At 73.4% G+C, this 7,683-nt stretch carries 6 protein-coding genes and 1 tRNA gene; 5 read left to right on the forward strand and 2 right to left on the reverse strand.

The window, feature by feature from the left end:
• Positions 1 to 248: 248 nt before the first annotated feature.
• On the forward strand, positions 249 to 1,361 hold the full coding sequence (gene trpS, locus ACOJUF_RS17700; RefSeq protein ID WP_420123139.1) for a tryptophan--tRNA ligase: 1,113 nt from the start codon (positions 249 to 251) through the stop codon (positions 1,359 to 1,361).
• Between the two features lie 593 nt (positions 1,362 to 1,954).
• On the opposite strand, the gene ACOJUF_RS17705 is transcribed toward trpS, so the two are convergent.
• A tRNA-His gene (locus ACOJUF_RS17705) sits at positions 1,955 to 2,030 on the reverse strand.
• Between the two features lie 45 nt (positions 2,031 to 2,075).
• On the reverse strand, positions 2,076 to 2,747 hold the full coding sequence (orn, locus tag ACOJUF_RS17710) for an oligoribonuclease (protein ID WP_420123140.1): 672 nt from the start codon (positions 2,745 to 2,747) through the stop codon (positions 2,076 to 2,078).
• An 81-nt stretch (positions 2,748 to 2,828) separates the two neighbouring features.
• Here orn and ACOJUF_RS17715 point away from each other — a divergent pair, with 81 nt between their 5' ends.
• The 4 genes from ACOJUF_RS17715 (at position 2,829) to ACOJUF_RS17730 (ending at position 7,507) form a co-directional block, all read left to right on the forward strand.
• Positions 2,829 to 4,511 carry a helicase HerA-like domain-containing protein gene (locus ACOJUF_RS17715; protein ID WP_420123141.1) on the forward strand — a complete coding sequence of 561 codons (1,683 nt, stop codon included), beginning with the start codon at positions 2,829 to 2,831 and terminating at the stop codon, positions 4,509 to 4,511.
• Between the two features lie 120 nt (positions 4,512 to 4,631).
• The gene (locus ACOJUF_RS17720) at positions 4,632 to 5,432 is read left to right on the forward strand and encodes a hypothetical protein (RefSeq protein WP_420123142.1); all 801 of its coding nucleotides are present in this window, start codon (positions 4,632 to 4,634) and stop codon (positions 5,430 to 5,432) included.
• An 87-nt stretch (positions 5,433 to 5,519) separates the two neighbouring features.
• Positions 5,520 to 6,692, forward strand: coding sequence for a low temperature requirement protein A (locus ACOJUF_RS17725; protein ID WP_420123143.1), 1,173 nt, complete (start codon positions 5,520 to 5,522; stop codon positions 6,690 to 6,692).
• 53 nt (positions 6,693 to 6,745) lie between these two features.
• Positions 6,746 to 7,507 carry a maleylpyruvate isomerase family mycothiol-dependent enzyme gene (locus ACOJUF_RS17730; RefSeq protein ID WP_420123144.1) on the forward strand — a complete coding sequence of 254 codons (762 nt, stop codon included), beginning with the start codon at positions 6,746 to 6,748 and terminating at the stop codon, positions 7,505 to 7,507.
• Positions 7,508 to 7,683 lie beyond the last annotated feature (176 nt).

The raw sequence follows: 7,683 nt of genomic DNA on the forward strand, positions 1-7,683 counted from the left end.
AACCGGCGGGCCCGCGCGGGGTGGCCCCACCCCGGCGCGCGGCCGCTCGTTGCTGTTACGGTGTCGCCATGACATCCCGGTCGACGACCACGCACCAGCACTGGTGGCGGACCGCCTGACGGCGTTCCGTGATGTCCCCGACCTCCGGCCGCCGCTCCGCGGTCGTCGAGGATCCCTCGTTCCCTGCGTCTCCTCCCGGTGAACGCGGGCGGCCGCCGTGGCGGCCCCCCGTCCCGAAGGAGCCCGCCGTGCCCACCACCATCGCTCACCCCGTCGCCGCCCCGGCCGCCGTCGATGCACCCGTCTGCGGCCCCGGTCCGCAGGCCCGGCCCCTGAACGAGCGCATCGCCGCGGACCCCGGCGCCTTCCGGGTGCTGTCCGGCGATCGGCCGACCGGACCACTACACCTGGGCCACTACCTGGGCACCCTGGCCAACCGGGTACGCCTGCAGCAGCTCGGCCTCCCGGTGTTCGTGGTGATCGCCGACTACCAGGTGATCACCGACCGGACCGATCCCGGTCCCCTCCGCGAGCGGGTGCTCACCCTGGTCGCCGAGTACCTGGCCGCCGGTCTGGACCCCGCGCGGACGGTGATCTTCCCGCACTCGGCCGTGCCGGCCCTCAACCAGCTGCTGGTGCCGTTCCTGGCCCTGGTCACCGACGCCGAACTGCGCCGCAACCCCACCGTGAAGGCCGAAGCGCTGGCCTCGCGACGGCCGCTGGGCGGGCTGCTGCTGACCTACCCGGTGCACCAGGCGGCCGACATCCTCGGCGTCGCCGGCACCGTCGTACCGGTCGGCCGGGACCAGTTGCCGCATCTGGAGATCGCCCGGTCGGTGGCCCGACGCTTCAACGAGCGATTCGGACCGGTGTTCACCCCGCCGGAGGCGCTGCTGACGGCGACCCCCCACCTGCTGGGCAGCGACGGGGCGAAGATGTCCAAGACCCGGGGCAACACCATCGGTCTGGGGGACACCGCCGACCGCACCGCCGAGATCGTCCGGGGCGCGCACACCGACGGGGACCGCCGGATCACCTTCGAGCCGACGACCAGGCCGCAGGTGGCCAACCTGCTCACCATCGTCGCCGAACTCACCGGGCGCGATCCCCGCGACGTCGCCGCCGACGTGGGGGACCGCGGAGCGGTCGAGCTGAAGCGACGGGCGACCGAGGCGATCAACGACGCGCTGGCCCCGCTGCGCCGGCGGCGCGCCGACCTGCTCGCCGATCCGACCTTCCTGGCCGACGTGCTGCTGGCCGGCGCCGCCCGGGCCGGCGAGGTCGCCGACGGCGTCCTGACCCGCGTCCGCGCGGCCATGGGGATGGAGTACGCCCGCGGCGGCCGGATCGGCTCGCGCTAGCCGGGACCGGGTCCGGTCGGGGTCGGCAACCGGCCGGCACGACGCCCGTCCACCGCCGAAGGTGTGAGGTCGTCTCCGTCGGTCGGTCCGACGGTTGCTCGGTGTGGTGTAACTCCTTCGGGTTCACCGCCTCCACCGGTGGAGTGACCTCCATTGGGGGATCTGTCCTCGTTGCGGTGGGTTATCGCCCGGCCACCGGGTGGTTGTCGCTCGCGGGAGCGTGATCGATCTTGTTCGCCGGGCGGCCGGGTCCGTACGGTCGAAACCCGGGGGACCGAAAGGGGGGCCTGTGGGACTCGACGAGAGCTCGTACGCGCGACAGATGGGTGCCATCAAGGCGTTGATGGAATCCCTGCCGTCGGACTGGCGGCCGGATCTGCGGCCCGACCGGCCGCGACGGGCGGGCCAGGCTCGGACGACCTGCTGCACCGACTCCCGGGACGGACGGACGGAACGGTCGGCCTGACCGACCCGGGATCTGCGCCGAGCCCATGATCCGCCAGAGTCCGGCGTCCAAGGCCTCTCCCGACGCCGGATGGCTTCGAGTGGACCGCGCCGTTCAGGCGCGCATCGCCTGAGGCGGAGACACAACGTGGGGTGAGCGACGGGATTCGAACCCGCGACCGCCGGCACCACAAGCCGGAGCTCTACCAACTGAGCTACGCCCACCATGACCTGCGCGCCACAACGAGCGGCGCACGGACCGGAAGGAGTCTACAGGCTGTCCGCGGGCCCGCTGACCACCATCGCGTCCCGGCCGTCCGGACCATGGGCGACCTGCTGGGCGTACCGGGCGGTGACGTCGGTGGCGACGGTCAGCACCTGATCGCCGGTCGGGCCGGGCGCCGGCACGAACGCCGTCCCCTGGTAGTAGGCCAGCTCCCGGATCGATTCGGTGATGTCGGTCAGCGCGCGGTGCGACATGGCCTTGGCCGGCTGGCCGAAGTAGATGCGCGGGTACCAGCGCCGGCACAGCTCCTTGATGCTGGACACGTCCACCATGCGGTAGTGCAGGTAGTCGTCCAGCAACGGCATGTCCCGCGCGATGAATCCCCGGTCGGTCGCGATCGAGTTGCCCGCCAGGGGAGCCGACTTCGGCTCCGGCACGTACCGGCGGATGTAGTCCAGCACCAGCCGCTCGGCCTCCTCGACCGTGACGGTGGAGGCCCGGACCCGTTCGGTCAGGCCCGACTTGGCGTGCATCTCGGTCACCACGTCCGGCATGCCGGCCAGCGCCGCGTCGTCGGCGTGGATGACGACGTCGATGCCGTCGCCGAGAATGTTCAGGTCGCTGTCGGTCACCAGGGCAGCGATCTCGATGAGCCGGTCGGACCGAAGGTCCAGGCCGGTCATCTCGCAGTCCACCCACACCAGCCGATCGTCCACGTCGGTGACAGTAGCCCGCCCGGGGCGATCGCTGCGGGGTGGCGCCGCCGGATCGCCCGCCCCATGCCGGATGCTCGGGCCATGACCGATCCGACCGCCGGCCAGGACCCACCCGCGCGGCGGATCGCCCGCGGTTACGACACCGACGCTCCGGCGGTGGTCCTCGGATCGGTGGTGATCGACGACGTCGCCGATCCCGGCGCGCTCGTGCGGATCCCGCTGTCCATGTTCAACCGCCACGGGCTGGTCGCCGGGGCCACCGGGACCGGCAAGACCAAAACCCTGCAGGTGATCGCCGAGCAGCTGTCGGCCGCCGGGGTACCGGTGTTCATGCCGGACATCAAGGGCGACCTGACCGGCCTGATGGTGCCGGGGGAGAGCAACCCGAAGATCGTCCAGCGCGCGGTCGACACCGGGGACGACTGGGCGCCCGCGCAGGTGCCGGTGGAGCTGCTCTCGCTCAACGGCCAGGGCGCCGCGGTGCCGGTCCGGGCGACCGTCGACTCCTTCGGGCCGATCCTGTTGGCCAAGGTGCTCGACCTGAACGAGACCCAGGAGTCCACCCTCGGCCTGATCGTGCACTGGGCCGACGAGCGGAACCTGCCGCTGCTGGACCTCAAGGACCTGCGCGCCGTCGTCATGCACCTGACCAGCGACGAGGGCAAGGAGGACCTGCGGGCGCTGGGCGGGGTCTCCAAGGCCACCGCCGGGGTGATCCTGCGCGCCGTGACCAACCTGGACGCCCAGGGCGGCGACCGGTTCTTCGGCGAACCCGAGCTCGACGTGGCCGACCTGCTGCGGGTGGACGCGAACGGTCGGGGCGTCGTCACCCTGTTCGAGGCGTCCGGGTTGCAGACCAATCCGGCCCTGTTCTCCACCTTCCTGATGTGGCTGCTGGCCGAGCTGTTCGAGCAGCTGCCGGAGGTCGGCGACCTGGACAAGCCCAAGCTGGTGTTCCTGTTCGACGAGGCCCACCTGCTGTTCGCGGACGCCTCCAAGGCGTTCCTGCAGGCCGTCCAGCAGACGGTCAAGCTGATCCGGTCCAGGGGCGTCGGCGTCTTCTTCTGCACCCAGCTGCCCACCGACGTGCCCGGGCCGGTGCTGTCGCAGCTCGGCGCCCGGGTCCAGCACGCGCTCCGGGCGTTCACGCCGGACGACCAGAAGGCGCTCAGGGCGACCGTCAAGACCTACCCGCTGACCAAGGACTACGACCTGTCGGCCGCGCTCACCGGGCTGGGCACCGGCGAGGCGATCGTCACGGTGCTGTCCGAACGCGGGTCGCCGACGCCGGTCGCCTGGACCCGGGTCCGGGCGCCGCGCACCCTGATGGCGCCCGCCCCGGGCGCCACCGTGGCCGCCGCCGTGACCGGCTCGCCGCTGGCCGGGAAGTACGGCCAGGACGTCGACCGGCAGTCCGCGTACGAGATGCTCACCGCCCGGCTCGCCCCGCCCACCCCCCCGCCGACCCCGCCCACCGCCCCGCCGACCGGCCCGGCCGGCCCACCCCCCGCCCGGGCGGGGCCGGCCGGCCCGGCGATCGGCGCCGACGGTTGGCCCACCCTGACGCCCGAGCACTACAACCCCTACCTGGACGAGCCCGCCCCACCGCCCCGGACGGCTCCGGCGCCGCGGCCGGATGCCGGCGGCGGCCTCGCCGACGTGCTGGCCAACCCGGCCGTGACGTCGTTCATGCGGTCGCTGGGCAGCTCACTGGGCGGCTCGCTGGGCCGGTCGATCTTCGGCACCCGCAAGCGTCGACGGTGAGCGGCGGGGCCCACCACCGGACGCGCGGCCGCGGCCGCCACGGAACGATTCGCCGGGGTGGGACGTTCCCCCCACGGACGACCGGCGCAAGCGCGCCGCCGACAGCCGAAGGGAATTGACGTGGACTCGCTCCTGTGGATCGTGATCATCGCCGCGATCGTGGTCGCCGGCGTGTGGTACATGCGCCAGCGGACGGTGACCGCGACGCGCTCCCTGGACGACGCCCGGGCCGAGGCCCGCCGGTGGGTCGAGCGGCTCGGCGGCCAGGTCTACGCCCTCGATCCGCGGGACGACCCGGCCGCCAAGCAGGCCCTGGCCGACGCGTCCGAGCGGTACACCGCCGCGGGGTCGCAGGTGGAGCAGGCCGGCACGGTCCAGCAGTTCCGGCTGGCCCAGCAGACGGCGTTCGAAGGTCTGTACTACGTGCGGGCCGCTCGCACCTCCCTCGGTCTCGACCCGGGACCCGAGCTGCCGGCCATTCCCGGACAGCAGCAGGCCGGTGCCGTCACCGAGGAGCGCCGGGTCACGGTCGAGGGTCATGAGTACGAGGCGTCGCCGACGCCCGGCCGGGCCACCTCGCACTACTACCCCGGCGGGATGGTGGCCGGCCGGCCGGTGCCGCGCGGCTGGTACTCCGAGCCGTGGTGGAAGCCCGCGTTGGTGGCCGGGGCCTGGGGCGTCGGCACCTACCTGGTCGCCTCCACCCTGTTCTCCGGGATGGCCGGCATGGGCGCCTGGGAAGGCGGCTACGACGCCGGATTCGACGCCGGCAACGCCCAGGACGGCGCAGCGGACTACTCCGGCGACCCCGGCGGGGATCCGGGCAGCGGCGACTGGGGCGCCGGTGACATGGGTGGCGGCGACTGGGGCGGCGGCGACATGGGCGGGTTCGACGGCGGCGGGTTCGACGGCGGGTTCTGACCCCATCGACGGGCCACGCCGGATCCGGATCCGGGGTCGCCCGCGGGTCGTACGGGACGGAAACACCCACCCGCTAGGGTGCCCGGCATGTCGAGCGAGACGGTGGTCCGGCCCTGGTACGTCCCCATGCGGTCGCGTCACCCGGGGGAATCGCACCGGGTGGCCACGCCCCTGGAACTGCTGTTCGACCTGTGTTTCGTCGTCGCCGTGGCCCAGGCGGCCGCCGGCCTGGACCACGGCTTCATCGAGAACCACGTCGGCTCGGCGATCGTCGCCTACGTGATGACGTTCTTCGCCATCTGGTGGGCCTGGATGAACTTCACCTGGTTCGCCTCCGCCTACGACACCGACGACGTGCCCTACCGGGTGCTCGTGCTGGTGCAGATCGCCGGCTCGCTGGTCATCGCGGCGGGGATCCCGGGGGTCTTCGCCGACCAGAACTTCACCGTGATCGTCATCGGCTACGTGATCATGCGGTTGGCGCTGGTGACCCAGTGGCTGCGGGCCGCGGCGGGGGATCCGCCGCACCGGCGGACGGCCACCCGCTACGCCGTCGGCGTGGCCATGGTGCAGGTCTACTGGGTGCTGCTGCTGTTCCTGCCGCACGGATCGTGGCTGGTCGCCGGCTTCCTGCTGGGCGCGGTGCTGGAACTGTCGGTGCCGATCGTGGCCGAGCGCCCCGCGCCGACCGCGTACCACCCGCACCACATCGCCGAACGCTACGGCCTGTTCACCGTCATCGTGCTGGGCGAGTCGGTGACCGCGGCCACCCTGGCCTTCCAGGACGCGCTGACCACCTCCGGCGCGTCCGCGACGATCATCGGGATGGCGGTGGCCGCCACCGTCACCATGTTCTGCCTCTGGTGGATCTACTTCGACCACGAGACGCTGCCGGAGATCAACGCGGCCCGGGCGGCGTTCCTGTGGGGGTACGGCCACTACTTCCTGTTCGCCGCCGGGGCGGCGGTCGGGGCCGGGTTGGTGGTCGCCGTCGCCTACGAGCAGCACGAGACCCACGGCATCAGCTACCCGCTCTCGGCCTCGCTGACGACCGTGCCCGTCGCGCTCTTCCTGCTCGTGGTCACCGCGCTGCGCGCCCACCCCGGCCGGCCGCGGATCATCCCCGTGGCCACCTGCGTCGCCGCCGTGCTCGTCCTGGCCGACACCTTCGTCCCCGCCCCGCTGTACGTGACCGCCGGGGTGCTCGTCGTGCTCGTCGCCGTGCTGACCGTGGCGACCCGGAGCCGCGTGGAGTCCTGATCCGAGGGGTCGTCAGGCGGCCGGAACCCGGACCGCCGTGGCAGAGTCGGGCCATGTCCGCCGACCCGCCCTGTGTGCCCGAGCCATCCGGGCCCGAGCCGTCCGGGCTTGAGCCGTCCGTCGCCGCGGACCTGACGCTGGCCCGGCAGGGGACCGAGTACTACGACCGGCTCCTGGCCGAGCTGTCCGATGACGAGTTGGACGAGCCGTCGCTGCTGCCGGGCTGGGACCGCCGGCACGTGGTCGCCCACGTGGCCGGCAATGCCCGGGCCCTGGCCCGGCTGGTGGACTGGGCCCGCACCGGCGTGACGAACCCGATGTACCCGTCGGTCGAGGCCCGCAATGCCGAGATCGAGGCGCAGGCGCGCACATCGCCCGTTCAACTGCGCGAGCGGCACCGGATCGACGCGGCCGCGTTGGCCGCGGCGTGGCGCGACCTGCCGGCGGGGAACTGGGCCGTGCCGGTGCGCACGGCGCAGGGTCGCACCGTCCCGGCATCGCGCACGGCCTGGATGCGGGTGCGCGAGGTCTGGCTGCATGCGGTCGATCTGGGCACCACCGGCCGGTTCGGGGACTTCCCACCGGGCCTGGTCGACCGGTTGCTGGTGGACGTCACCGGCTGGTGGGCCGCGTCCGGGGACGGCGCCGGTCCGACCCTTTCCCCCACGGACCGGGTCGTGCCCGGGTTGCCCGTCGCCGGGGCGGTGGTGGTGCGCGGAACTGCGGCGGACCTGTTGGGGTGGGCCACCGGCCGCGGCACCGGCGGCGTGACCACCGGTACCGGCGAGCCGCTCGTCGCCCCTCGCTGGCTGTGAACCCTCGCGCCACCGCCCACCCGCCCCGTGGCGGGCAGAGACCGCCGCCTGGCGGTCGTCCCGGCGGGCCGGCCCGCCGACCATGAGTGCGCCCCCCCCCCCCCCCCAGGAGTCACCCCTGACGCTCACCCCCGACCCCGCGTCCACCCCCCCCCCACCCTCCCCCCGGGGGACCC

The organism is Nakamurella sp., from assembly GCF_048594475.1.
In the GTDB taxonomy this organism is placed as follows: domain Bacteria; phylum Actinomycetota; class Actinomycetes; order Mycobacteriales; family Nakamurellaceae; genus Nakamurella.